Here is a 22,622-nt window from a genome sequence, read left to right on the forward strand (position 1 = left end):
AACGCCGGATTTCCCCATGCCTTTCGTCGTCACCGAAAACTGCATCAAGTGCAAACACACCGATTGCGTGGAAGTGTGCCCCGTGGATTGCTTCCACGAAGGCCCCAACTTCCTGGTGATCGACCCGGATGAGTGCATCGACTGCACCCTGTGCGAACCGGAGTGCCCGGTCAACGCGATCTTCCCCGAAGACGACGTGCCCGCCGGGCAGGAAGCGTTCGTCGCCCTGAACGCCGAGCTGGCCCAGGCCTGGCCAGTGCTGACCGTGCGCAAGGACCCGCCCGCCGATGCCGGCGAATGGGACGGCAAGCCGGACAAGCTGAAGCTTCTGGAACGCTGAGCCTCCCGGTTCTGGCGGCAACGAAAAAGGGCGCCGAGGGCGCCCTTTTTCGTTTCCATGACCCGTCCCAATTACGGGGCGAGCTTCGCCTTCAGCTCGCCCAGCAGCTTGGTCGGGGCGGCGGCGGTGGCCGGCATGCCACGCGGATCCACGGCGGAGACATACGCACCGGCATCGACCGCAACGACGCGGACCAGGAAGTCGCTGCCTTCGAAGGCGACGTCGTAGGAACCCAGCAGCTGCGCCTTGCTGGCGATCTTCACGCCTTCAACGGACTCCAGGGCGGTGCCGACCTTGGCGAACACCTCTTCCTTGGTGCCCGGCACGGTGAAGCCAGCATTGTTGGCGGCGGCCGGATTCGCGGTCGGGGCCGGACGTGCGGCCTGCGAGGCCAGCGTCGAACTGGCGACGGCGGCGGTGGCAGCGGCCTGGCCAGCCGGAACGTTCAGATCCGGCGGCACTTCCAGCGGACGCACTTCCGGGGCCAGGGCATAGTCGCCCTTGGCGCCACGCTTGAAGCAACCGGTGGTGCCGACCAGGGTGGCGGTGGCCAGGATCGCGAAGGACAGCACGCGGAAGGCGGAAACGGATTGACGCATGGGAATCTCCTGAGTGACCACTGTGATCAGTGGTTGGATAGTGCTTCCAGCGCACCGATATCGGTGGCCAGGTGTTCGGCAGCGGCGTGATGGGCCGCGGACAGGGGCAGCAGCGGCAGGCGCAGGCCGTCACCAATGCCGATCCGGCGCAGCAGGTCCTTCACCGGAATCGGATTGGACTCCACGCCGCAGAATTCATGGAACGGTTCCAGACGCGCATCCCACGCCTCGGTCGCCTCGCGCTCACCGGCCGCCGCCAGGTCGCACATCCGGCGATACGCGCCCGGCAGGGCGTTGGAGCCCACTGAGATCAAGCCATCCACGCCGGACAGGATCGAGCGCGCGGCGGTACCGTCGTCACCGCTGAGGATGGCGAAATCCGGCGCACGCAGCGCCAGCAGGGCGTTGACGCGGCCCACATCGCCGACCGCCTCCTTGATGCCCACGATGTTCGGGTGCCGGGCCAGTTCGGCCACGGTCTCGGGCAGCATGTCGCAGCCGGTGCGGCCAGGCACGTTGTACAGGATGACCGGCAGGCCGCCCTGGTCGGCCACGGCGCGGTAATGCGCGATCAGGCCAGCCTGGGTGGGGCGCACGTACGGCGGGGTCACCACCAGCGCATGGGTGGCGCCATTGGCGGCCGCCCGGCGGGTCTGCTCGATGGTTTTGGCCGTCCCCGACAGCCCGGTCCCGGCCAGCACCGGGATGCGCCCGGCGACGGTTTTGACTGCACTGCGCAGCAGCTGATCGTATTCGTCGTCGGAAAGGGCCGCCGCTTCACCGGTCGAACCGGCCACCACGACACCGTGAACACCACCCTCCAGTTGCAGGTGCAGCAGGCGCTGCCAACCGTCGGGATCCAATGCGCCGTTCGCCTGGAAGGGCGTCGCCAGCGCGGTGATGAGACCGGAAAGGGACAAGGACATCGTGCTCGGAAGAAAGGGGGCACCCCGCCTGCGTAAACGCCGGCCAGATGTACGTTGCATGTTACTTGCGGGTCGAAAGCGCGGGCAAGTATGCTGGACTCCGGCGAACGTGCCGTCGTCCGGCCGTTCAGACTCACCTTGCATCACCCGGAACCATCTTGACCGACACCACGCCGCGGCCTGCGCCGACCGAAAACCACCTCCTGATCAACGCCTATACGACGCATCCGGAGTCCCCCCTGCTGCCTGTGACCCGGCGTATCGCCGACAGTGGCTGCAATCTGGTCGATGCCCGCCTGGCCACGGTCGGGCGCGACGTGTCCGTCACCGCCCTGGCCACCGGCTCGTGGGACTCGGTGGCCAAGCTGGAAGCGATGCTGACCCGGCTGGAGCGTGAGGAAGGCCTGAAGCTGGTCTGGTACCGCACCGGTGCCAAGCAGGCCCAGTCCAACCTGCTGCCCTACATCGTGGAAGTGATCGCGGCCGACAAGCCGGGGATCCTGTTCCAGCTGGCCGATTTCTTCGACCGCCAGGGCATCACCATCGAGAACCTGCAGAGCACGCGCTACCGCGCGATGCAGACCGGCGCGGAAATGTTCTCCGCGCAGGTGACCATCGGCGTGCCGGCCAACATGCACATTGCCGCGCTGCGCGATGATTTCCTCGAGTTCTGCGATCACCTCAACCTCGATGCGATCATGGACCCGATGAAGTTCTGATGCTTCGCGCGTTCGTCACGGGCGCGCGGGGTTTCATGCAGGTGTAGTAGATCCACCCCAGGATCCGGAAAGGAACCCATGAACGACGGCGACACCCTGGACAGCACCACCCTCGCACTGCCGCTGGCGTTGTCCGGCGGCGAGACCACCACCCTCGGCGCCCTGGCCGGTCAGTGGGTGGTGCTGTACTTCTACCCCAAGGACAGCACCCCGGGCTGCACCACCGAGGGCATCGATTTCAACGCACTGCTCCCGCAGTTCACCCAGGCCGGCGCCCGCGTCTTTGGCGTCTCCCGCGATTCGGTCAAATCCCACGACAATTTCTGCGCCAAGCAGGGCTTCGCCTTCCCGCTGATCAGCGATGGCGACGAAGCGCTGTGCACCGCGTTCGACGTGATCAAGCTGAAGAACATGTACGGCAAGCAGGTGCGTGGTATCGAGCGCAGCACCTTCCTCATTTCGCCGGACAGTCGTATCGTGCAGGTGTGGCGCAAGGTCAAAGTGGCCGGCCACGCAGACACTGTCCTTGAAGCCCTGAAGGCCGCGAAAACCCAGTGATCAACCCGGCACCCCCACTGGCCATCACCCTGCCCCGCAGGTCGTGATGGCTTGTCCCTGTTCTGCCACCAGGAATTGACGATGACCCGAGGCAAGCGCATCTACGTACTGGATACCAACGTGCTGATGCACGATCCGACCGCGCTGTTCAAGTTCGAGGAGCATGATGTCTACCTGCCGATGCAGGTGATCGAAGAGCTGGACAACGGCAAGAAGGGCACCACCGAGGCGAGCCGCAATGCGCGCCAGGTCAGCCGCTTCCTCAATGAGCTGGTGCAGGCTTCGGGCCTGGACAACCTGGCCGACGGCATCCCGCTGCAGCGTCCCAACGGGCTGCAGCTGCGCGGCAAGCAGAGCGTGGGCCTGCTGCGTTTCCAGACCAGTCATTTCGATGCCGGCAAGAGCTTTGGCGCGGTGATTCCGGACAACGCCATCCTCGGCGCGATCCTGGCGCTGAAGGAACAGGTACCGGAGATTCCGGTGGTGTTCGTGTCCAAGGACATCAACCTGCGGATCAAGGCGGCGATCGCGGGCATCGTCTCCGAGGACTACGAAAACGACCGCGCGCTGGACGATTTCAGCCTGCTCTACACCGGCGCCACCGAGCTGCCGGAAGACTTCTGGAAAAAGCACACCGACAACCTGCGCAGCTGGAGCGACAAGGGCCGCACCAGTTACGAAATCATCGCCAGCGAAGACGAGAACTGGCACCCCAACCAGTACGCCTACCTGCCGGGTGACGATGAAGTCGAACTGCGCGTGGCCAAGGTGGACGGCGACAAGATCACCCTGTCACTGGTCAACGATTTCCGCCACGGCAGCCACGCGGTGTGGGGCATCAGCGCACGCAACCGCGAGCAGAACTTCGCGCTCAATGCGTTGATGGACCCGGAGATCGATTTCGTCACCCTGCTCGGCACCGCCGGCACCGGCAAGACGCTGCTCGCGCTGGCCGCCGGCTTGGCCCAGACCATGGACCAGCAGCGCTACCGCGAGATCATCATGACCCGTGCGACGGTCAGCGTCGGCGAGGACATCGGCTTCCTGCCCGGCACCGAAGAAGAAAAGATGACCCCGTGGATGGGCGCGCTGACCGACAACCTGGAGGTGCTCACGCATACCCAGGAAGGCGGCGCGTGGGGGCGTGCGGCCACCAACGACCTGATCGCCAGCCGGATCAAGATCCGCTCGCTGAACTTCATGCGCGGCCGCACCTTCCTGTCGCGTTATCTGATCCTGGATGAAGCGCAGAACCTCACCCCCAAGCAGATGAAGACCCTGATCACCCGTGCCGGCCCGGGCACCAAGATCGTCTGCCTGGGCAACGTCGAACAGATCGATACGCCCTACCTGACCGAGACCACCTCGGGCCTGACCTACGCGGTGGACCGCTTCAAGAACTGGCCGCACAGCGCGCACATCACGCTGCGTCGAGGCGAGCGTTCGCGCCTGGCCGATTACGCTTCGGAGGTGTTGTGAGCCGTTCCCTGTCCCGTGCCGTCCTGCCGCTGGCGCTTGCTGCGCTGGCGGCAGCCTGCACGCCTGCCAATACGCGGCCGGGCGCCAGCGTCCCGACCGCGATCAAGACTGGCCAGTCCTGGGTGGTGACGCGACCGATCGTCGCCGCCCAGGTGCTCGATACCTGCTCGCGCGACAGTCCCGGCCGCGAGACCGGCCGGGTCACCGGTTACTGGGCCCCCAGCCGCAAGGATGTCGAGCAGCTCGAAGCCGCATTGCCGACGCTGGAAGCGCAGGTGCCCAAGGCCGCCGATTTCGATCGCCAATACGTCGGCATCGAGATGAACGCGCGCAAGCTGATCTACCTCAACGCCTTCCATCTGCCTGACGATGCCGACATCGATCCAGCGCGCGATGCGATCCGGGTCTGCGATGGGGGCGCGCAGTTCTGGGGCGCGGTGTTTGATCCGGGCAGCGGCAGTTTCTCGGATGTGCAGTTCAACGGCCCGCCCGCGGGTCGTTGATCGGGCCGTGACCACCGCTACGCACGCCGGATGAGCATCCGGCTGCCCACCTGGGTCTGGATCGGGGCAATCGCCCTGTCCTGCGTGGCCGGGATGGTCAACGTGGTCGGCTTCCTCGGCTTCGAACACCAAGCGGTCAGCCACATGACCGGCACCACCAGCCAGCTGGGGATGGCGCTGGCCCAGCGCGACTGGCGCGTGGTCGGGCACCTGTGGGGGCTGCTGATCGCCTTCTGCGTGGGCGCCACACTCAGCGGCATGATCATCCAGGACAGCGGCCTGCAGCTGGGCCGACGGTATGGTGTGGTGCTGGCACTGGAATCGCTGTTGCTGCTGGTCGCGATTCCGCTGTTCAAACAGCAGCAGATCTGGGGCGCACTGGCCGCGGCGATGGCCTGCGGCCTGCAGAACGCAATGGCCACTACCTTCAGTGGCGCCGTGGTGCGCACCACCCACCTCAGCGGCATGTTCACCGACCTGGGGATCGGGCTGGGCCACCTGCTGCGCGGGCTGCCACTGCCGATCCGACGGCTGACCCTGAGCGGCTTGATCGTCAGCGGCTTCCTGGCCGGCGGCGTGATCGGCGCGCTGTTGTTCCTGCGCTTCGGCTACGACGCCCTGCTCGCCCCCGCGCTGCTGACCGGCGGCACCGGGCTGGGCTACGTGCTGTACCGGCAGTGGGCACTGTTGCGGGCGCGCTGACAGCGCGGCAGCACTGCCGCGACAAACATTGCACAATCGGGCTATGACGCCCTCCAGCCCCGTTTCCGCCCTGACCATCGCCGGCTCCGATTCCGGCGGTGGCGCCGGCATCCAGGCCGATCTGAAGGCCTTCGCCGCCCATCGCGTGCATGGCCTGTCCGCAATTGCCGCGCTGACCGCGCAGAACACCCGCGGCGTTACCGCCGTGCACGTGCCGCCCCTGGACTTCCTGCAGGCGCAGATCGATGCCTGTTTCGCCGATTTCGACATCCATGCGGTGAAGCTGGGCATGCTGGCCAATGCCGACGTCATCGGTCTGGTCGCCGACGCGCTGGAAAAGCACCGCCCACCGCACGTGGTGCTGGATCCGGTGATGGTCGCCACCAGCGGCGCCAGGCTGCTGGAAGCCAGCGCACTGGAGGCGATGCGCACGCGCCTGATCCCGCTGGCCACGCTGCTGACGCCCAACACACCCGAAGCCGAACTGCTGCTCGGCCGCCGCATCATCACCGCCGAGGATGCCGAAGATGCCGCCGACGCGTTGCTTGAACTGGGCGCCGGCGCGGTCCTGCTCAAGGGCGGGCATATGGACGAAGGCAACCGCGTGATCGATCGCTACTTCGACGGCGTGACCCGCGAAGAATTCATCCATACCCGCCTGCCGGTGGATGCGCACGGCACCGGTTGCACGCTGGCCTCGGCGATCGCCGCGCAGCTGTGCCAGGGCCTGTCATTGCCCAATGCCTGCGAAGCGGCCATCGACTACGTCGCGCGCGGCCTGCAGAGCGGCTATTACCCGGGCCACAGCGAAGTACTGGTGATCGACCACTTCGGCGCGGCACGCCCGGCATGATCGACGCCTCGCCCCTGCCCGTGCAGACCGCCGATGGCCATCGCGTCGAGCTGCTGGCGCGTGTACCGACACGCCCGCGCGCACGTCTGCTGTGGCTGCCGGCGCTGGGCGTGGCCGCGCGCCATTACCTGCCCTTCGCCGAGGCGCTCGCTGCGCGCGGCATCGCGGTGTACCTGCACGAGTGGCGCGGCAACGGTAGCAGCAGCCTGCGCCCGTCGCGCACGCAGGACTGGGGCTATCGTGAAATCCTTGAGCAGGACCTGCCGGCCAGCCTGGCGCGGTTGCCCGACGAGGGGCTGATGCCACTGATCATCGGCGGCCACAGTCTTGGCGGTCAGCTGGCCTGCTGCTTCGCCGGGCTGCATCCACAGCGGTTCGCGCGGGTGTGGCTGGTCGCCAGCGGCACGCCGTACTGGCGCACCTTCCCGGCCCCGCGCGGCTGGACGCTGCCGCTGGTGTACCGCTTCCTGCCCTGGCTGGCCCAGCACCAAGGGGTACTGCACGGCAGGAAACTCGGTTTCGGCGGCACCGAGGCGCGCGGATTGATCCGCGACTGGTCGCGCGTGGGCCTCAACAACCACTACGCGGCCGCTGGCATGGCGACCGATCTGGAGGCCGGGATGCGCGAACTACGCGGCCAAGCGACCGCCGTGGTGATGGACCATGACTGGTTGGCACCGACGAGCTCGATGCAGGGCCTGCTGGCCAAGATGCCGGGCATGCGTGCGCAGCTCAGTGTGGTCAATGCGCAGATGCTGGGCGCGCGTGCCGATCACTTCGCCTGGATGAAAACGCCGGAAGCCGTGGTACAGCGGCTTTTTCATTCATTTGAATGAAGACCTTCACAAAAACCGTTGACGAATGCGACGCCGATCCGCATAATTCCGCTCCTGTTGACGCGCCCGTAGCTCAGTTGGATAGAGTACCTGGCTACGAACCAGGCGGTCGGGAGTTCGAATCTCTCCGGGCGCACCATCAACAGGGTATCGATTTCGCAGTCGGTATCAGCAATGAAAATTCGATGTAAATGCGCCCGTAGCTCAGTTGGATAGAGTACCTGGCTACGAACCAGGCGGTCGGGAGTTCGAATCTCTCCGGGCGCACCATTACATCGAACGGCAAGCCTGCTTGCCTTCCCGTCGAACGTGGCAACACGCGCGGCAGGACACACAACCAGACAATGCAAATGCGCCCGTAGCTCAGTTGGATAGAGTACCTGGCTACGAACCAGGCGGTCGGGAGTTCGAATCTCTCCGGGCGCACCATTGCATCGACGAAGACAGCAACCCTCGGTTGCTGTTTTTTTTTGCGTCAGCCCTGCGGAGAGACGTGCGCCTGCGCCGCCTGCATCGCCAACAGATCGGCTTCGCCCGGCAGTTCCGGCGCGGGGCACGCACCGCCGGCATGGTCGTCGTGCGCCAGCCAGTCATCGACCACGCCGCCCAGCAGATCCACGCGCAGTGGCAGGGTGATGTGGTCTTCGCCACGCAGCTCGATGTAATGCACACGCGGGCTGGCGGCAGCCAGACGACGGCCCTGCCCGACCGGCACATGCTGATCATCCTGGCCATGCAGCAGCAGTACGCAGGTACGGCTGTCGGCCAGCGCGCGGGTGACATCGACGCGGTCCAAATCCAGATCCAGACGCTGGCTGGCGGCGGCGATCACCTGGTCGATATCCTGCCCGCCGTAGCGCCAGCGCCCGTAGGCGGCCATGGCCTGCGCCTTCCAGGCGGTCGGCTGCAGCGACATCAGGTGCGGGATCATGCTGCGGATCGCATCGCCGGCATTGGCGAAGGACTCCATCGCCACCACGCCGGTAACCTCGTCGCCGAGCTTGTCGGCGGTGAAGAGCGCGGTGGCCGCACCGTAGGAAACACCGAACAGATACAACGGCCCGACCACCTCCCCGCGTGCCTTCAGCGCGGCGATGACATCGACCACGTCATCCGATTCAAAGGTGCCGTAACCGGATGGGCCGGCACCGGAATGGCCGTGATTTCGCAGATCGATGGTGACCACGCGATAGCCGGACTGCGCCAGCTGCAGCGACCACGGCAGCATCGCATCACCGTTCATCATCCAGCCGTGCAGCACCACCACCGTGCCGCGCGGCGCCTGCGGCTGGAACGGATGCGGCAGGTCCAGGGCCATGCCGGTGCGCAGCGGCTCGCCGTTGTCGTGCTGCTGGGGCAGGTATTCGTAGCGCACCCCGTACTGGCCGGGATCGAACGCACGCCAGAAGATCGGCACACCTGCGCGGCCGGTGACCCGACCATGGCGGTTGGGGACGCTGTCCACTGCTTCGGCGATGCGCGGCATGTCCAGCAGGGTGGACACGCCACCAGGCGCGATCAGCCGATCGCTCAACGAGGTCGAGGCAGCGGTGGAGGTCAAGGAGGAGCAGGCAGCCAGCCACAGGCCAGCCCCGGCCAGCAGCAACAGCAGCAAGCGCTTCATGGGCAGAGTCGGAAAAACCAATCGAGTCGGGCAGGTTACCGATCCGCTCCGCACCGCTCTATCGCATCCGTATGACCATCCGATGACAGCGAGGCCAGGATTCAGGTTGACTACCCCAGCCAGCCTTCCATCGTCGGCCACCAGCCCGCCAGCACCGCCGGCCGCTGCATGCGCTCGCGCCACCAGCGCAGTGCCGCGCCCTCCTCGCCGGTGCGCCAGGCCAGCCAGAACGTCTCGTCCGGCTTGGGCTCCTCGACCTGCCTGATCACCAGCCTGCCATCCCGGACCGCCTGCTGCACATACGGCTCGGGCAGGAAGCCGAAGCCCAGCCCGGCGCACTGCAGGCGGAACTTGCTGACCATGTCCGGCACCGTGACGGTCTCCTGCCCCATCAGAAGGCCGACCGTGCGCGGCAGCAGTCGCCGGGCCGAATCGGCCACGGCGATCGCGCAGTGGGTGGCCAGCTGCTCACGACCCAGCGGTTCGGACGCAGCCGCCAGCGGATGCGAGGGCGCCACCGCGAACACGAAACGCACCACGCCCATCGGCTCGACCACATAGCCCCCGCCGCTGGGGCCTTCGCCCGCCGCGCCGACCAGCAGGTCCGCGCGCCGGTCCAGCAGCGCCTCCCAGGTGCCCGACAGCGATTCACTGATCAGCCGCATCCGGGTCTGTTCGGCCACTGCATTGAAGGCGCGCACATCCTCGGCCAGCAGCGCCGGCACGAACATCGAATCGACCGCCACGGTCAGCTCCGCTTCCCAGCCGGAGGCCACCCGCCGCACCCGCATCTCCAGCTCCCGCGCCGCCCGCAGCAGATGGCGGCCCTCCTCAAGCAGCTCTTCGCCGGCCGGGGTGAGGTGAGCGCGCGGGCCGACCCGATCGAACAGCTGCACGCCCAGGTCCTCTTCCAGCTTGGAGACGGTGTAGGAAATGGTCGAAGGAACCTTGTGCAGCGCCTTGCCGGCCGCAGCGAACGAGCCACGGCGGTCGATGGCATCCAGGATCTGCAGGGCGTCGAGGCTGAGCTTGAGCATTCGAATTTTTCGATGATGGCTTGCAAAACTATCCGTTTTTCAACCCGCCGGAGCAAGCGGATACTGGCCGCAACAGGAAAGGGGCAGCGAACGCCGCCCCGAACCGCCATCGAAACCATCGAACACCGAGGAGATTCACCATGCTGCAGATCCGCAAGAGCAACACCCGTGGCAAGGCCGACCATGGCTGGCTGAACTCCATGCACACCTTCTCCTTCGCCAACTACTACGACCCGCGGTACACCAGCTTCGGTCCGCTGCGGGTGATCAACGAAGACCGCGTCGAGGGCGGCCAGGGCTTTGGCACGCACAGCCACAGCAACATGGAGATCGTCTCCTATGTGCTCGGCGGCGCGCTGGAACACAAGGACTCGATGGGCACCGGTTCGGTGCTGCGCTACGGCGATGTGCAGCGCATGAGCGCCGGCAGCGGCGTCAGCCACAGCGAGTTCAACCACTCGGCCAGTGAGCCGGTGCACTTCCTGCAGATCTGGCTGTTCCCCGATCAGGAGAACATCACCCCGAGCTACCAGGAAACGCATTTCGCGCCGGAAACCAAGCGTGGGCAGCTGCGCCTGATCGCCTCGCGCGATGGCCGGGACGGCTCGCTGTTGATCCACCAGGACGCGAACATCTACGCCACGATCCTGGACGGTGACGACCGCGTCCACCTGCCGCTGGCCCCGCGTCGCGGCGCCTATGTGCAGGTGGCCCGCGGGCAGCTGCAGGTCAACGGCATCACCCTGGAAACCGGCGATGCGCTGCAGGTCAGCGACGAGGCGCAGCTGACGCTGGAAAACGCCAACGAGGCGGAAGTCATCGTGTTCGAACTGGCGCTGTAAACAGAAACGCCATTGCGGTACATGCGGAATGGGAAAGGCGCGTCGGGCGGCGTGACTCCGGCGGTGAGCACCGGGCATAGGACAACCACCCGGGACTGGGCAATCACACTAGAGCGACCTTACTCCGCCCTTGGTGAGTAACAAAGCCTAGTATCAAGCATGTGGTAGAGAATCCCTATGGGATGCGAGTCCACTTTCGGTTGAGTGGTTTCATCTTCACGTGCGAGGAACGCCTCAAGCCTATCGAGCAACGGCCACGAATCAATTATCGCCCCTTCAAAACACTCCGCCAACATGGACAAATCTCCGGCCCTTGCGCATGCAGCTGCAAGGTGGAACGATGTTCCTCTCATCTGGTGCAACATCATTAACGCCATAATGTTGTGCGCAAAATCCCCTGGCGCGGTTACCAAGCAATCTGACGCAAACAACATGCGCGCCGAACGCCCATTGCCGTCACTTAACAGGTGGATGGTCAAAAAAACGATGTAAGAAGCTAAAGCCCCTCCTAGCGAAAGCTGGCCAACAGCGACTAATTCACGTCGCCGCAGCATCAACCTCCTCACCGCTCGCTCTGCCTCGCAAGGATGAGGGGGTTTGAACTCTCGGCTGAACGCGTTCACTGTATTGATCCGCATGCCGCCATGATGCGCGACAGTCGAAAAGCCGGTAAGCGCCTCAAGCGCCTTCTTCAACTCCCTAAATCTGACAGCGTCGTGCGCTGCCCTGAATCTTTGAATCAATCGCCCGCTATCGTCCAATCGGCGAAATCGAGCTACATTACTTAAGTACGTATCCAGCGAGTTAAAACTGTCGTGAACGAGGAATGCAGTCATCCATGACTGCGCCGTCGCATCGAATCTCCTGATTGTCTTTTTGGGCTGCCAATTGCGCAACTGCTCGAAAGTGCTATCTATCCAGCGATCCGAACAAATAAAACCTGAATCCATACTAGTTTCGTTCGTAGATGGTGACGGAGTCTCCACCACCGCCTGCCTGATTCAGCGTATAAAGATCCATCCACTGTGCGCCGTTCGGCCGAGGATCGATGCCTGGCGCAGCAAGTCCTCGAAGTTTGGCATCGTCTCCTAGCTGCCTGAGAAACTCCGTGGTATGTCGCTGCACATCCGCGCCATGGGCCGACATGTCGAAATCAGGCATGTCACGATCGATAAGATACTGCACAGTGTGGTCCCCAAGTACCCTGGCCACCTCCAGCCGGGCGCGATACACCGCATCAAGCTGAGCGTTTCCCGAACCCAGTCGCTCCCGCACTAGCTGGCGCTCGGCGACAGCACCTTCCTCACTTGCGTAGATCGATCCCATTGCCGCGGCGCCCATCAGAACTGCCGTCGCAGCAGAAATCTGCTTCTGCTCAACCAATGCCAATCCTTGGAGGGTAGCCAGCTTCGGATCACGAGTTCCCCTGATTGCATTGGTGTCCAGCGAAGCCAATCCTTCGAGGTCTTTCGGAGTCGGATAATAGTGGCGATCCAACCACGCCGCCTCGGCTGCAGACAGCGCGATCAAACGGGGATCGGTTGCGAAAAGGTCCCGCACAAAAATCTGCCTCGACGTAACCTTACTAATCACCTTACCCTCTGCGGAACCAGCGTTTTCCTCGCGGAAATGCCGGTCCGCTTCGGCGTAGTCCTTCAAGGTCGGAGCCTGTTTCGTCTCAGCAGTATCAACCTCACGCCTATCCGACGGCCAGAGCAGGTATCCAATGCCCGCCAAGGCTACAATCAATATTGCAACGATCGCTGCAACCATCTTTCGTTTCAAGTTACCTATCTCGCCTCTCATCCACAGAGTCCCCTGAACATCTCGCTATCCTTTCGGCAGAATGCCTCTTCCTGTGCCCTTATGAATGCAGGCAGGGAGGTCCACGGCTCAATCCACTCCCACTTCAAGAATCTGGCGTAGGCAGTAGCTTGTCCAATTACGAGAGCTCCAAAGACCACAAATGCAGAATCACCCATGCTTTGTTGGGCATGCGCGACCATGTCGTCACGCAGCTTTTCGTCGCACTGATGCTTATCCGCCCCAGCCGTGCCATAGCACATGTCATGAAGATTGCATGCCTGACGGAACACCGCCCCGTACGAAGCCGCGCCAGCCTGCAGCGCCCCGGGTGCAATGATGTAGTCGGGCACACCAGGACCGCCAGCCGCCCCACAACCGTTTACTTCCAGCGGGGGGGCACGATAGACATCACAGTTCGCACCCTCCCAGACCATTGCGGGAAAATTCGCACACCACGAAATCTGCTCATGATCGTGCCTGGGATCTGACGAACCGTCGCCAGACCCCCACGAGCCTCCCCCACCGAAACCACCGCCCGGAGGGCGGTAACCAATTACTTGGCAACCTGATTGCAAGTTGCAGTAGCCACCAGCATCTGCCTTCTCACTTACACTGAATGCGCCCGCCGCTAGTAGGCTTCCGATCAACATCCTCAATGCCCTTGATTCCTTCATTTAAACATCCTTGACTTAGTATTCAGAGAAACTGGATGCGCAGCAATGACGCCACTAAGATACGGAATAAAAATACAACACTCCTACTTGTCGAACAGTAGGTAATGCCCTATCAAGGGATAATGTTTCTGCGACTCCACGCACGTTTTCTTGGTGAACATCAAGTCCGCTTCCGACCCCGCTGAGCCCGACTCCGTTCCATCAATGTCGAGCATCCGTATCGCCGCCTTCGTTGGGCGTCGCGCTGATCGGCACATCAGCCCCCATTGGGCTCCCCCGTCCCATGTTCGGCCGAGGGAAACAGCAGTCACCTCAGAACCGGTAGTTCAGGGTCAGCCGCACGTTGCGCGGCTCGCCCCAGGTGTAGGTGCTGTACCAGCTGAAGATCGTGTAGTAATGCTTGTCCAGCAGGTTGTTGACGTTGAGCGTTGCCGACAGCTGGTCGTTGAACTGGTAACGCGCCATGGCATCGAGCAGCCAGTACGGTTCGGTACGATGGATCTGGCTTCCGCCAGTGGCCGGGTTGGTGATGGTGCCGAACGTGCTGCCCTGCCAGCGCGCGCCGCCGCCGATGCTCCAGCCGTCAGCCGCACCGGTGAGGCGGTAGCTGGTGTGCACGCTGAACTGATCTTCCGGTTCCAGCGTGGAGACCTTGGTGGACTGCTGCCGCGCGATCTTGTGCGCGTAGCCACCCTGGATCTGCCAGCCCGGCGCAAGCTGACCGGATACCTCCAGCTCATAGCCCTTGGTGCGCACCCCCATCAGGCCTTCATAGGCGATCCCGCCGCTCGGCGTCCTGCCGCCGGTCGGCTGCGCGTAGTTGTCCTGCTCCAGCTGGAACACCGCCGCGCTGGCGTTGAGGCGACCGTCGTAGAACTCCGCCTTCAGGCCCGCTTCGTAGCTGCGCCCTTCCAACGGATCCAGCACCCGACCCTGTTCGTCCTGGTTGCCCTGCGGCTTGAAGATGGTGCTGTAGCTGGCAAACACCGAAAAATTGCGGTTGAGGTCGTACACCAGGCCGGCGTACGGCACGACCACGCCGCTCTCGTCGGTGTCCGGGGATTTATAGTTGGCGATGCGGCTGCCGACGATCAGCTTGAGCGGATCGGCCAGGTCGAAACGGCCCACCACGTAGGCCCCACTCTCGCGGGTAACCTGGTTGTCACCGTAGCCCCACTGCCAGTCCGGCTCGGGCACATCACCCGTCCACGCGTAGTAGTCGGCGACGCTGCTCACGTAGCCCGGCTGCGGCGAATAGCCGTTGTTGACCCAGCGCTTGCGCGACACGCTGCCACCGACGACCAGCTCATGCTGCCGGCCGAACCACTCGAACTTGCCGCTGACGTACAGATCGGCCGCGTTGCTGGTGGTCTTGCCGATGTACTGGCCCAGCCACATGCTCACGCCCTCGCCGGTCACCGGATCCGGATTGCCACCGGCCGCCGCGCCCAGCGAGGCGTCATAGCCGTTGACCTGGTGGTTGAGCTGCAGCTTGGCGACCCAGTCATTGGCGAAGGTGTGCTCCAGCGTGGCGAAGCCGGTACGCGCGTACTGGCCCCAGCGGCTCCAGCGCGCCCCGTTGTTGAACGAGCGCGTCATGTCGTTGAAGTTGCCGGCACTGTCCAGCAGCGGAATGCCGCCCCAGCTGGAGCCTTCGGGATCGCTGTCCTGGTAATCGGCACCGACGGTCAGCAGCGTGCTCTCGCCGAGGTCGGCTTCCAGAATGCCGTAGAACACCTTATTGCTGCGCTGGTAGTGGTCGACATTGGAATGCTTGTCCTGGTAAGCGCCGACCACGCGGCCGCGCACGCGACCGCTCTCGGTGAGCGGGCCAGCGACATCGACTTCGGCGCGGTAGCTGTCCCACGAACCGACACCCAGCGTGGCGCTGCCGGCCAGCTCCCGGGTAGGCTTCTTGCGCACCAGGTTGATGGTCGCGCCCGGGTCGCCCATGCCCGTCAGCAGCCCGGTGGCCCCCTTGAGCACTTCCACGCGATCGTAGATGGCCATGTCACTGAGCGTATTGCCGGCCGAGTACGCCGAATCGCGCGCCATCGGGATGCCGTCGTACTGGAAGTTCTGCACCGCGAAGCCGCGCGCGTAGTACTCGGTGCGCTCGCTGTCGTAAGTGACGATGCTCACGCCGGGCGTGACCTTCATGACGTCATCGATACCGTTGAGCCCGAAGTCGTTCATTTCCTGCCGGGTGATCACGCTGATCGACTGCGGGGTCTGCCGCGGGCTGAGCACCAGGCGGGTGGCCGTGGCGATCGTGCCGGGCGTATAGGAATTACTGCCTTCGGTCACGGTGCCGAGCTGGTTGGCGGTGACCTGCACGGTCTGCAGGGTCTGTGCGCCGTCCTTAACAGGTGTGTCATCCGCCAGCGCCTCTTCGGCCTGCACGGACGAGGCGGACAGGGCCAAGCCCAGCACGCAGGCCATCGCCTGCATCAACGGGGAGAACGCGGGAACAGCACGACGGCGACCCGAGTGGATCAGGGCAACACGGAACGGAACGACGGACACGGCAATGCCTCCAGGCAGGAAGGGACTCCTCTGGCGGCGGCTGGAGGGAACGAATGGGCGGCATGATGCCGCATCCGGGGCTATAGCGAAAGGCTATCGCTGCAGGCAACCGGGTGGAGAGCCCTGCAGACAGGCGACGCTCCGGCTGCAGCCGGGGCGCCGCAGGTCATTGGCCGGTGGCGATCAGGTCAGGTGATCCGCCGGTCCGCTGACCGGATCAGCCACGCGGCACCGGCGCATCCGAGGCAATCAGCTTCTCCTGCTTGAGCTCGGCCCAGAAGGCCCCCGGCACCGCCACCGACATCGACGCGACGTTGGCCAGGACCTGTTCGGGCGTGCGCGCGCCCGGAATGACCGCCGATACCACCTCGGGTGCATCGGCGAACTGCAGCGCCGCCGTGCGCAGGTCCACACCATGGCGATCGCAGATGGCCTGCACCCTGGCGCGCTTTTCCGGCGCCCAGGACGGCACCTTGCCGTCATAGAGATACCGGTCCCGCCCGGCCAGGTAGCCCGCCAACAGCGGCGACCCGACCACCACCGACGCGCCATGCGCGGCGATCTTCGGGAAGGTGTCATGCAAGGCCTGCTCGTGATCCAGCAGCGAGTACTGGCAGGCCAGCAGGAAGATGTCCGGGTCGGACTCGGCCACCGCACGCAGCGCCGGCTCGGGTCGATTGACGCCAAACCCCCAGGCTTTGATAAGCCCCTCCTCACGCATGCGCGTCAGCGCCGGCATCGCGCCTTTCGCGGCCTCTGCGAAACGCTGCTCCCATGGCATGCCGAGGTCGTTCTCGTTGTCCGGCGACAGATCATGGATGAACACCACGTCCAGCTGCGACACCCCGAGCCGGTTGAGGCTGTCCTCCACCGAGCGCCGCGTGCCGTCGGCAGAGTAGTCGTAGCGGTAACGGAACGGCGACGGGTCCTTCCACATCACCTCCTGCAGCTCACCGGCGGTGGCCGTCAGCAGGCGCCCGACCTTGGTCGACAACGTGTACTCACGCGCGGGATGGTTGTGCAGATGGTGGCCGTAACGGCGCTCGCTCAGGCCAAGCCCGTACCACGGCGACGTATCGAAACAGCGCACCCCGGCCGCATAGGCGGCGGCGAGGGTGGCTTCGCTCTGCGCATCGGTCGCGGCCGCGAAACCATTGCCGATCGCGACACCGCCCAGGCCCAGACGGGTCTGCGGACGATAGCGCCTGCCCTGCTGTGCGGGGTTGCCCGGCAAGGGCTTCGCCGAGGCCTGGCCGCGGGTGGGCAGGACACTGCCCGGCCCAGCCGACTGCGCCATCAACGGCGAGGCGGCGAACGCGGCGGTACCGGCGGCGGCAACGGAGAGGAAGTGGCGACGTGTGTTCACGGCGACTCCTGTTTCTGTGGGGGAAGCAAACACCTTCGCAGAGTGGCGGTGCAGAGCATGCCTGTGCCGCGTCAAGGCAGCGGCAACAGTGCCCTTTCCCGCCCTGCGGATGCTCAGCCCTGCCCAGCGCCTGCGTTGAGAAGCAGCGTCTCGATCTCGCGGTAGCCGCGCTGGCGTGCATGCTGCAGTGGGCTCACGCCTTCACCGTCGGGCAGGTTCACGTCCGCACCTGCCGCGATGAGCTGACGGACGATCTCGACATGCCGTGGGCCGCCATCGGCGAGGATGATCGCCTCCAGCAGCGCGGTCCATTGCAGGTTGTTGACGTGATCCACCTCGACACCGGCTGCGATGAGCGTCGCCACGGTCTCCACATGCCCGCGTTCGGCCGCCGGAATGAGGGCGGTGCCACCGTAGCGGTTGGTGCTTTTCAGGTCGGCACCCGCCGCCAGCGTTGCGCGCAGGATCTCGAGATGCCCGCGGGCACCGGCGTAGAGGTAGGGGCTGTCCTGGATCGCATCCTTGGCGTTGACGTCGGCACCGGCCTGGATCAGCGTAAGCGCGGCCTCTACGTGGTTGCGGTGGGTCGCGACCAGCAACGGGGTCGCCTTCGCCGCGCCGCACGCATCCACCTGTGCACCTTGCCCCAGCAGCGTGCGCACCGCGCTGGCATCGCCCTTTTCCGCCGCACGATGCAGGCGCTCATCCAACGACGCCGCACTGAGCGGCATGACCATGCCCATCAGCATGCTCATGACCACCCAACCACGGATCGACCTCCGTCCCATCGACATGTTCCTGCTCCTTACACGGGTGGCGCCCGGAGGGACGCCGCTGGACAACGACCGTAGCCGAGCGGCCACGCCGGCACCAATGAAGATTGGGGATCGACGGCATGCGCCATCCGAATGCGTCAGCCGGCGCGCCGTCCGCCTGTTTCATGCGACGCTGCGCGCCATATCCCACACGGAAGCGCACCACCATGCTGCATCACCTTTCACTGGGCGTGCGCGATCTCGCTCGTGCAGCCGCCTTCCACGATGCCGCGCTCGGCGCGCTGGGCATGCGCCGTGTTTTTGAAGACGACGAGGCCATCGGGTATGGGTATGCCGAGGATGAGGATCTGCTGTGCCTGAAGCTGCGGGCCGATGCCTCGCCCCCGGGCGCCGGATTCCACCTGGCCTTCGGGGCGCCCTCGCGCCAGGCCGTGGATGCGTTCCACCGTGATTCACTGGCGGTTGGCGGCACCTGCAACGGGCCGCCGGGGCTGCGCGAGGAGTATGGCGATCACTACTACGCCGCCTTCCTGATCGATCCGGATGGGCATCGCATCGAGGCGGTCTGCAAGTCAGTGGTTTGAACCGGATCGCGCAACCGGATCGCACAAAGAAAAAGGCCTCCGTACTTGCGTACGAAGGCCTCTTCTACAACTGGCGGAGCGGGAGGGATTCGAACCCTCGATAGAGTTTTAAGCCCTATACTCCCTTAGCAGGGGAGCCCCTTCAGCCACTCGGGCACCGCTCCAGTGTTCTTGGTCCGCCGCTGTGATGAATCATCTCAGCGGGGGCGCGAATAATAACGTTTTCCGCGCCCTCAGGTAAAGCCTTAATCCGAAGAATTTTCACTTCCGGATGCATTCGGCTCATCACCGCGCTGGATGCGCTGGTAAATCTCTTCGCGGTGCACGGCCACGTCCTTCGGAGCGGTTATACCGATACGCACCTGGTTGCCCTTGACGCCGAGCACGGTCACGCTGACCGAGTCACCGATCATCAGGGTTTCGCCTACACGGCGAGTCAGGATCAACATTTGTTCAAGTCTCCAGGGGAACCGGTGGTGGCATTTCCCCACCGGCTTGGCGCCCCGGCAAGAGCGCCCCACGACAACGGGAAAAGATTCGCCATAGTACCGTCAGGCCTCCCGCCCCTTCAAGGAGCAGAAGGCCTCAGGCTGTTCAGATACGGGGGGTGACCCAGTCGACGACCGCGGCCAGCGCAGAAGCAAGGGCGGGCCCGTCCTCACCACCACCCTGGGCGAGATCCGGGCGGCCGCCGCCCTTGCCCCCGATCTGACTGGCGATATGGGCCAACAGTTCCCCGGCCTTGACCTTGCCCATTGCGCTGCCGTTCACGCCCGCGACCAGGGCCGCCTTGCCGTCCTGGGTACCGGCCAGCACGATCACCGCATCGCCCAGCTGCTGCTTGAGGCGGTCGATCGCTTCACGCAGCGCCTTCGCATCGAAGCCTTCCAGGCGCGCGGCCAGGATCTTGATGCCGTTGACCTCGACGGCGGCGCCGCCGAGATCGGCAGTCGCACCGGCAGCCTGCTTGGCCTTCAGCGATTCCAGCTCACGCTCGAGCTTCTTCTGACGCTCGCCCAGCTGGCGGATCTTGTCGACCACATCGCCGGGATTGCCGCCCAGCAGTGCAGCGGCTTCGCTCAGCTGTGCTTCTTCGTGGGCCACGTAATCCAACGCACCCTGCCCGGTCACCGCTTCGATACGACGCACGCCCGAGGACACACCGCCTTCGGAGGTGATCTTGAACAGGCCGATATCGCCCGTCCGCGTGACATGCGTACCGCCACACAGTTCGGTGGAGTAGTCGCCCATCTTCAGCACGCGCACGTGCTCGCCGTACTTCTCGCCGAACAGTGCCATCGCGCCGAAGTCGAGCGCTTCCTGCATGCCCATGTTGTGGACTTCAGCGGCGTTGTTGGCACGCACCTGCTCGTTGACCTTGCGTTCGATGATCGCCAGGTCCTCGGCGCTGATCGGCGCGAAGTGCGAGAAGTCGAAGCGCAAGCGATCGGGCGCGACCAGCGAGCCCTTCTGCTGCACGTGGGTGCCCAGCACTTCGCGCAGGGCGGCATGCAGCAGGTGGGTGGCCGAGTGGTTGAGAATGGTCGCGCCACGGCGCTGGCCATCGACCTGGCCGGACAGCACATCACCGACCTTCAGGTTGCCTGCGATGATCTTGCCCACGTGGCCGTGGAACTGGCCCGCGAACTTCTGGGTGTCGCCGACGTCTACCTGCACGCCCGCGCCGGACAGGATGCCGTTGTCACCGACCTGGCCACCGGACTCGGCGTAGAACGGGGTCTGGTTGGTCAGCACGATGACGTCATCGCCAGCCTGCGCGCTCTCCACCGGGCGGCCGTCCTTGAGGATGGCGACCACGGTGAGGTCGTCGGCCTGCAGGCGGTCATACCCGAGGAACACGGTCGGCTTGAGCGTGGCGACCAGATCGGCCGACAGGGTCACGCCACCGCCGAACTTGCCGGCCGCGCGCGCGGTCTCGCGCTGGGTGTCCATCGCGGCGTTGAAGCCGACCATGTCCACCGTCATATCGCGCTCACGGGCGATATCGGCCGTCAGATCGACCGGGAAGCCGTAGGTGTCGTACAGGCGGAACGCATCCACGCCCGGGATCACACCGTTGCTGACCTTGGCCGCCACGTCGTCGAAGATCTTCATGCCCGAATCCAGCGTTTCCGCGAAACGCTCTTCTTCAGCCTGCAGCGCGCGCACCACCGTGTCGACCTGCGCCGGCAGTTCCGGATAGGCCACGCCCATCTGCTCGACCAGGGTCGGCACCAGCTTGCTGAAGAACGGCTGGCGCACGCCCAGCATCCAGCCATGACGCAGTGCGCGGCGGATGATCCGGCGCAGCACGTAGCCGCGGCCCTCGTTGGACGGCAGCACACCATCGACGATCAGGAACGAGCAGGCGCGGATGTGATCGGCGATCACGCGCAGCGACTTGTTTTCCAAGTCGGCCATGCCGGTCAGCTCGCTGGCCTTGCGGATCAGCGCCTGGAACAGATCGATTTCGTAATTGGTGTGGACGTGCTGCAGGATCGCGGCCAGACGCTCCAGGCCCATGCCGGTATCCACACACGGCGCCGGCAGCGGCACCAGCGTGCCATCGGGCTGGCGGTCGAACTGCATGAAGACCAGGTTCCAGATTTCGATGAAGCGATCACCGTCTTCATCCGGCGAGCCCGGCGGACCACCGGCGATATGGTCGCCATGGTCATAGAAGATCTCGGTACACGGGCCGCACGGACCCGTCTCGGCCATCTGCCAGAAGTTGTCCGACGCGAACGGCGCACCCTTGTTGTCGCCGATGCGCACGATCCGCTCTTCCGGAATGCCGATCATGTCGCGCCACAGCGCGTAGGCTTCGTCATCGGTCTGGTACACGGTGACCAGCAGACGCTCGGCCGGCAGCTTCCAGACCTGGGTCAGCAGCTCCCAGGCCCAGGCGATGGCGTCCTTCTTGAAGTAATCGCCGAACGACCAGTTGCCCAGCATCTCGAAGAAGGTGTGGTGGCGCGCGGTGTAACCGACCTGGTCCAGATCGTTGTGCTTGCCACCGGCGCGCAGGCAGCGCTGGACGTCGGCCGCGCGCACGTAGCTGCGCTTCTCGGCGCCAAGGAACACGTCCTTGAACTGCACCATGCCGGAGTTGGTGAACAGCAGGGTCGGATCATTGCCCGGCACCAGGGGCGCCGACGGCACGATCGTGTGGCCTTTGCCCTTGAAGAACTCAAGGAAATCGCTGCGGATCTGGGAGGTAGTGAATTTGACGGATGCGTTCATGGGGGGCTGGCTTTGTGCGGGCCGGTCAGTCCCTGGCACGCAGCCCCAATGGCCGGGTGTCAATTGCAGGACCGCCGAAACCACAAAGGGTATCAGGCCCGGGCCGCTCAGTCCTCAGGGTCGTAACGGGTGGCCTGGCGGATGCTGTCGCCGGGGAACCCCCGGCGGGCCAGAAGATCGGCGGCTTTGCGCCGCGCAGGCAGTTCCTGCGGGCCGGCTTCGCCAAAACGGCGGCAGACCAGGTCGCGGGCGTTCTCGGTCCAATCGCCTTCAAAGGTATCCATGGCCGCCGCGATCTGGTCGCTGTCCAGGCCATGCGTGCCCAGTTCGGCGCGGATGTGGATCGGCCCATAGCCGGTGTTGGCCCGGATCCGGACCAGATTCTCGGCAAAGCGCGTGTCATCCTGCCAGCCGGCCTCGGCCAGCTTGCTGACCGCGGCTTCGGCGGCCTCGTTCTCGATGCCGCGGGCCTGCAGTTTGCGGGTCAGCTCTTTACGCGAATGCTCCCGGCGCACCAGCAGCCCCAACGCACGCTGGACCGGCGTCTGTTCCTGGACACGGCGCTTGCGCCGGGGTGCGGGGGCTTCGGAGTCTTGCATGGCAGCGGTCCATTACAGTGCGCCGTCCTT

General features: G+C 64.8%; 22 protein-coding genes and 4 tRNA genes. 13 read left to right on the top strand and 13 right to left on the bottom strand.

Annotated elements, in window-relative coordinates; all coding sequences use genetic code 11:
- The first annotated feature begins 16 nt into the window (after positions 1-16).
- Positions 17-340, top strand: a complete 324-nt coding sequence (gene fdxA, locus AC13F7_RS07125; RefSeq protein ID WP_123728932.1) for a ferredoxin FdxA — start codon at positions 17-19, stop codon at positions 338-340.
- A gap of 71 nt (positions 341-411) precedes the next feature.
- On the opposite strand, the gene AC13F7_RS07130 is transcribed toward fdxA, so the two are convergent.
- Entirely contained in the window at positions 412-939 is a 528-nt protein-coding gene (locus tag AC13F7_RS07130; protein WP_481468092.1) for a hypothetical protein, read from the bottom strand.
- A gap of 26 nt (positions 940-965) precedes the next feature.
- Entirely contained in the window at positions 966-1,859 is an 894-nt protein-coding gene (gene dapA, locus AC13F7_RS07135) for a 4-hydroxy-tetrahydrodipicolinate synthase (RefSeq protein ID WP_346470683.1), read from the bottom strand.
- A 164-nt stretch (positions 1,860-2,023) separates the two neighbouring features.
- On the opposite strand from dapA, the gene AC13F7_RS07140 reads away from it, so the two are divergent.
- The 10 genes from AC13F7_RS07140 (at position 2,024) to AC13F7_RS07185 (ending at position 7,944) form a co-directional block, all read left to right on the top strand.
- Positions 2,024-2,584 carry a glycine cleavage system transcriptional repressor gene (locus AC13F7_RS07140; protein WP_019183297.1) on the top strand — a complete coding sequence of 187 codons (561 nt, stop codon included), beginning with the start codon at positions 2,024-2,026 and terminating at the stop codon, positions 2,582-2,584.
- A 78-nt stretch (positions 2,585-2,662) separates the two neighbouring features.
- Positions 2,663-3,142 (top strand): peroxiredoxin, encoded by a 480-nt coding sequence (locus AC13F7_RS07145; RefSeq protein ID WP_481468094.1) that lies wholly within the window; start codon positions 2,663-2,665, stop codon positions 3,140-3,142.
- An 81-nt stretch (positions 3,143-3,223) separates the two neighbouring features.
- On the top strand, positions 3,224-4,621 hold the full coding sequence (locus AC13F7_RS07150; protein ID WP_481468096.1) for a PhoH family protein: 1,398 nt from the start codon (positions 3,224-3,226) through the stop codon (positions 4,619-4,621).
- Entirely contained in the window at positions 4,618-5,124 is a 507-nt protein-coding gene (locus AC13F7_RS07155) for a hypothetical protein (RefSeq protein WP_482999704.1), read from the top strand. Before AC13F7_RS07150 ends, AC13F7_RS07155 begins: the two co-directional genes overlap by 4 nt.
- A 30-nt stretch (positions 5,125-5,154) precedes the next feature.
- The gene (locus AC13F7_RS07160) at positions 5,155-5,826 is read left to right on the top strand and encodes a YoaK family protein (protein WP_482999705.1); all 672 of its coding nucleotides are present in this window, start codon (positions 5,155-5,157) and stop codon (positions 5,824-5,826) included.
- A 43-nt stretch (positions 5,827-5,869) separates the two neighbouring features.
- Complete coding sequence (thiD, locus tag AC13F7_RS07165) at positions 5,870-6,679, top strand: bifunctional hydroxymethylpyrimidine kinase/phosphomethylpyrimidine kinase (RefSeq protein ID WP_481468102.1); 810 nt, start codon at positions 5,870-5,872, stop codon at positions 6,677-6,679.
- Positions 6,676-7,515: an alpha/beta hydrolase family protein gene (locus tag AC13F7_RS07170; RefSeq protein WP_482999706.1), complete on the top strand. Its 840-nt coding sequence runs from the start codon at positions 6,676-6,678 to the stop codon at positions 7,513-7,515. Before thiD ends, AC13F7_RS07170 begins: the two co-directional genes overlap by 4 nt.
- Before the next feature lie 62 nt (positions 7,516-7,577).
- Positions 7,578-7,654 (top strand) — tRNA-Arg (locus AC13F7_RS07175).
- A 54-nt stretch (positions 7,655-7,708) separates the two neighbouring features.
- Positions 7,709-7,785: transfer RNA gene (locus tag AC13F7_RS07180), tRNA-Arg, on the top strand.
- 82 nt (positions 7,786-7,867) lie between these two features.
- A tRNA-Arg gene (locus AC13F7_RS07185) sits at positions 7,868-7,944 on the top strand.
- Positions 7,945-7,990: 46 nt separating this feature from the next.
- Here the strand turns inward: AC13F7_RS07185 and AC13F7_RS07190 are convergent.
- A complete protein-coding gene (locus AC13F7_RS07190; protein WP_482999707.1) occupies positions 7,991-9,139 on the bottom strand; it encodes an alpha/beta hydrolase family protein in 1,149 nt (382 codons plus the stop codon).
- 110 nt (positions 9,140-9,249) lie between these two features.
- On the bottom strand, positions 9,250-10,176 hold the full coding sequence (locus AC13F7_RS07195) for a LysR family transcriptional regulator (protein WP_482999708.1): 927 nt from the start codon (positions 10,174-10,176) through the stop codon (positions 9,250-9,252).
- A gap of 140 nt (positions 10,177-10,316) precedes the next feature.
- Between AC13F7_RS07195 and AC13F7_RS07200 the strand changes: the two genes are divergently transcribed.
- Entirely contained in the window at positions 10,317-11,018 is a 702-nt protein-coding gene (locus tag AC13F7_RS07200; protein WP_482999709.1) for a pirin family protein, read from the top strand.
- A 119-nt stretch (positions 11,019-11,137) separates the two neighbouring features.
- Here the strand turns inward: AC13F7_RS07200 and AC13F7_RS07205 are convergent, their stop codons facing one another.
- The 5 genes from AC13F7_RS07205 to AC13F7_RS07225 all read right to left on the bottom strand — a co-directional run bounded on the left by AC13F7_RS07205 (position 11,138) and on the right by AC13F7_RS07225 (position 18,184).
- Entirely contained in the window at positions 11,138-11,968 is an 831-nt protein-coding gene (locus tag AC13F7_RS07205) for a hypothetical protein (protein WP_482999710.1), read from the bottom strand.
- 1 nt (position 11,969) lies between these two features.
- Positions 11,970-12,791, bottom strand: coding sequence for a hypothetical protein (locus tag AC13F7_RS07210; RefSeq protein WP_482999711.1), 822 nt, complete (start codon positions 12,789-12,791; stop codon positions 11,970-11,972).
- A gap of 1,019 nt (positions 12,792-13,810) precedes the next feature.
- Positions 13,811-15,949, bottom strand: a complete 2,139-nt coding sequence (locus AC13F7_RS07215) for a TonB-dependent siderophore receptor (RefSeq protein ID WP_483000111.1) — start codon at positions 15,947-15,949, stop codon at positions 13,811-13,813.
- A 292-nt stretch (positions 15,950-16,241) separates the two neighbouring features.
- Positions 16,242-17,390: an aldo/keto reductase gene (locus AC13F7_RS07220; RefSeq protein WP_482999712.1), complete on the bottom strand. Its 1,149-nt coding sequence runs from the start codon at positions 17,388-17,390 to the stop codon at positions 16,242-16,244.
- A 113-nt stretch (positions 17,391-17,503) separates the two neighbouring features.
- Positions 17,504-18,184: an ankyrin repeat domain-containing protein gene (locus AC13F7_RS07225; RefSeq protein WP_482999713.1), complete on the bottom strand. Its 681-nt coding sequence runs from the start codon at positions 18,182-18,184 to the stop codon at positions 17,504-17,506.
- A gap of 188 nt (positions 18,185-18,372) precedes the next feature.
- Here AC13F7_RS07225 and AC13F7_RS07230 point away from each other — a divergent pair, with 188 nt between their 5' ends.
- On the top strand, positions 18,373-18,750 hold the full coding sequence (locus AC13F7_RS07230; RefSeq protein WP_482999714.1) for a VOC family protein: 378 nt from the start codon (positions 18,373-18,375) through the stop codon (positions 18,748-18,750).
- Between the two features lie 71 nt (positions 18,751-18,821).
- Here AC13F7_RS07230 and AC13F7_RS07235 read toward each other — a convergent pair.
- The 4 genes from AC13F7_RS07235 to recX all read right to left on the bottom strand — a co-directional run bounded on the left by AC13F7_RS07235 (position 18,822) and on the right by recX (position 22,592).
- Positions 18,822-18,914, bottom strand: a tRNA-Ser gene (locus tag AC13F7_RS07235).
- A gap of 81 nt (positions 18,915-18,995) precedes the next feature.
- A complete protein-coding gene (gene csrA, locus AC13F7_RS07240) occupies positions 18,996-19,199 on the bottom strand; it encodes a carbon storage regulator CsrA (RefSeq protein ID WP_019183311.1) in 204 nt (67 codons plus the stop codon).
- 145 nt (positions 19,200-19,344) lie between these two features.
- Complete coding sequence (alaS, locus tag AC13F7_RS07245; RefSeq protein WP_482999715.1) at positions 19,345-21,993, bottom strand: alanine--tRNA ligase; 2,649 nt, start codon at positions 21,991-21,993, stop codon at positions 19,345-19,347.
- 107 nt (positions 21,994-22,100) lie between these two features.
- Positions 22,101-22,592 carry a recombination regulator RecX gene (recX, locus tag AC13F7_RS07250; protein ID WP_123728918.1) on the bottom strand — a complete coding sequence of 164 codons (492 nt, stop codon included), beginning with the start codon at positions 22,590-22,592 and terminating at the stop codon, positions 22,101-22,103.
- Positions 22,593-22,622 lie beyond the last annotated feature (30 nt).

It is taken from the genome of Stenotrophomonas sp. K-6 (genome assembly GCF_056861555.1).

Coding starts and splice junctions, on each gene's coding strand:
- alaS (WP_482999715.1), bottom strand. CDS start 21,993: ATGAACGCATCCGTCAAATTCACTACCTCCCAGATCCGCAGCGATTTC.
- AC13F7_RS07130 (WP_481468092.1), bottom strand. CDS start 939: ATGCGTCAATCCGTTTCCGCCTTCCGCGTGCTGTCCTTCGCGATCCTG.
- AC13F7_RS07230 (WP_482999714.1), top strand. CDS start 18,373: ATGCTGCATCACCTTTCACTGGGCGTGCGCGATCTCGCTCGTGCAGCC.
- AC13F7_RS07190 (WP_482999707.1), bottom strand. CDS start 9,139: ATGAAGCGCTTGCTGCTGTTGCTGCTGGCCGGGGCTGGCCTGTGGCTG.
- AC13F7_RS07160 (WP_482999705.1), top strand. CDS start 5,155: ATGAGCATCCGGCTGCCCACCTGGGTCTGGATCGGGGCAATCGCCCTG.
- AC13F7_RS07225 (WP_482999713.1), bottom strand. CDS start 18,184: ATGTCGATGGGACGGAGGTCGATCCGTGGTTGGGTGGTCATGAGCATG.
- AC13F7_RS07170 (WP_482999706.1), top strand. CDS start 6,676: ATGATCGACGCCTCGCCCCTGCCCGTGCAGACCGCCGATGGCCATCGC.
- thiD (WP_481468102.1), top strand. CDS start 5,870: ATGACGCCCTCCAGCCCCGTTTCCGCCCTGACCATCGCCGGCTCCGAT.
- AC13F7_RS07200 (WP_482999709.1), top strand. CDS start 10,317: ATGCTGCAGATCCGCAAGAGCAACACCCGTGGCAAGGCCGACCATGGC.
- AC13F7_RS07195 (WP_482999708.1), bottom strand. CDS start 10,176: ATGCTCAAGCTCAGCCTCGACGCCCTGCAGATCCTGGATGCCATCGAC.
- AC13F7_RS07145 (WP_481468094.1), top strand. CDS start 2,663: ATGAACGACGGCGACACCCTGGACAGCACCACCCTCGCACTGCCGCTG.
- csrA (WP_019183311.1), bottom strand. CDS start 19,199: ATGTTGATCCTGACTCGCCGTGTAGGCGAAACCCTGATGATCGGTGAC.
- AC13F7_RS07205 (WP_482999710.1), bottom strand. CDS start 11,968: ATGGATTCAGGTTTTATTTGTTCGGATCGCTGGATAGATAGCACTTTC.
- recX (WP_123728918.1), bottom strand. CDS start 22,592: ATGCAAGACTCCGAAGCCCCCGCACCCCGGCGCAAGCGCCGTGTCCAG.
- fdxA (WP_123728932.1), top strand. CDS start 17: ATGCCTTTCGTCGTCACCGAAAACTGCATCAAGTGCAAACACACCGAT.
- AC13F7_RS07210 (WP_482999711.1), bottom strand. CDS start 12,791: ATGGTTGCAGCGATCGTTGCAATATTGATTGTAGCCTTGGCGGGCATT.
- AC13F7_RS07150 (WP_481468096.1), top strand. CDS start 3,224: ATGACCCGAGGCAAGCGCATCTACGTACTGGATACCAACGTGCTGATG.
- AC13F7_RS07215 (WP_483000111.1), bottom strand. CDS start 15,949: ATGCAGGCGATGGCCTGCGTGCTGGGCTTGGCCCTGTCCGCCTCGTCC.